This window comes from Feifania hominis (assembly GCF_014384765.1).
GTDB classification, from domain to species: domain Bacteria; phylum Bacillota; class Clostridia; order Oscillospirales; family Feifaniaceae; genus Feifania; species Feifania hominis.
Window position 1 is genome coordinate 1 of sequence record NZ_JACRSP010000012.1, and the last position, 1,738, is coordinate 1,738.

The 1,738-nt window shown below is 54.9% G+C and carries 2 protein-coding genes; both read left to right on the top strand.

Annotation, left to right across the window (positions count from 1 at the left end; genetic code table 11):
* The first annotated feature begins 33 nt into the window (after positions 1-33).
* Positions 34-999: a hypothetical protein gene (locus H8695_RS11520; protein ID WP_249301871.1), complete on the top strand. Its 966-nt coding sequence runs from the start codon at positions 34-36 to the stop codon at positions 997-999.
* Between the two features lie 47 nt (positions 1,000-1,046).
* Positions 1,047-1,738: hypothetical protein (locus H8695_RS11525; RefSeq protein WP_249301887.1), on the top strand; the 692-nt coding region annotated here is incomplete at its 3' end.

The window sequence follows — 1,738 nt, forward strand, 5'->3', positions numbered from 1 at the left end:
ATTAATTCTAACACATGAGGAGGAATGTGGAATATGCCATATGATGCAGACGAGACCATCGTCTACAACAGCAAGACCGGCCGGTGGGAGACCATGACCGGCAAACCTGTCAACATGCCGCCCGAGATGACGGCGAAGCAGACGGCATCCACTGCTGCTTCGGCTGCGGGCAGCGCAGCGAACGCTGTTGTTGCCGCTCTTGGCGGCAACAACAAGGCGGAGTCTGCGAGTGAAAAGTCAAAGTCCAAAGCCACGGGAACCCTTTCACTGTCGCAGAAGCCGCTGGGGATGGACATACCGAAGCTCACACAGACGCCCGCATCAACAAAGACGCCGAGCAGGCAGACCAACAACCCGCTGCTGAAGGATTTTGCAGCAAAGGACTTTTCCGTCAAATCGGACATACGGGCGAGCATCTATGATGATCCAACCGAGGTGGGGCTCGCCAAAATGGCCCATGAGAATTACCTGACAATGGAACAGATCGACAAGGGGATTGGGGATCTTAAGGAGTATGTCAAGGACAACAAGCCCCAGAGAAGCTATGGAATTCTGTCCCACCCGGAGAAATTGCCCTATTACAGCCTTGAGAGCGACGCAAAGAAACTGGAAAACGAATACAACGCCGAACGACGTGCACTTGAGAGAGAACGGCAGGCGATTCTGGCTGCCATCACCCACGAGAGCAACCCCTATGCCGAACAGTTCAAACCCCATGGCACGACCTACGTGGAAAGCCTGTCGGATGAAGGCGAACTGGAATCGGTGCGGGAGAGAAACCGAGAGCAACATGATCTGTACTACTGGAACCAGAATCTGGACGGGCAGATCAATACGCTGAACGCGGCGCTGAGTTATTACAACACACGCAATCTGGAGTTTGCGGCAAACGGCGAACAGGGCTATTATGATACATCCGGCCTTGTCGCACAGATTGACGATCTCAAGCTGCAAAAGGACAAAAATCTCAAACAGATGACCATGTGGATACCGCGTTGACGGATCTGTCATATGGGGCAATCCGGGATCCGGATTATCAGGCCCATGTGACAAGCGGGAAAAAGACCATTTCAGCCGACGAGGCATATTTGCTTGTCCCTGATGAGAATGGAAGGATAGAGATTCCGAATATTGTTGAGTTTACCTTTCAGAATCCGGACTGGCAGCCGCACTCAAGTGTCATCATCAACCCGGTCAGGGAGGAGTATCTGTATCTGTCAGCCGAAGAGCGCCAGGTGTATGCCGCGCTGCTCGGCGCAGGGAAGAAAGAACAGGCCGCCCGGTTTCTTGAGCTGCTGGAACGACCTCTCAATGCCCGCCGCCAACTCGCCCAAAATGAGAATCTTGCTCGGTACTGCGATGAGCATCCCATCGCCGCAACCATGATTAATATCTCGAGCGCACTGCTGATGCCCATTGAGTTGATCCAGATACTGGGCGAGGCCGTACAGCTCAAAGGCAGCAAAAAGCCTGAGGCAAAGCTGGGTATGGACCCGAACAGCAGCGCCTTTCAGTTCACTCAGGCAAACCGCGTGGTGCGCGATACGGTCACGGCGGACATGGGCACAGTGGGAAAAGTGGCCTATGACCTGGTGACCGGCGCGGGGCAGGGAATCCTCGGCTTTGCCGTGGGCGGCCCCGCAGCGGCAAATGTGATCTTCTCCAGCAAAAACGCCGCGCAAACTGCCCATGAGATCGCCGGGCGCGGCGGTACTCCCGAACAGGTATTGTTGGGGGC

Bases quoted from the DNA above. Each gene is read 5' to 3' on its own strand.
- H8695_RS11520 (WP_249301871.1), top strand. From the start codon at position 34: ATGCCATATGATGCAGACGAGACCATCGTCTACAACAGCAAGACCGGC.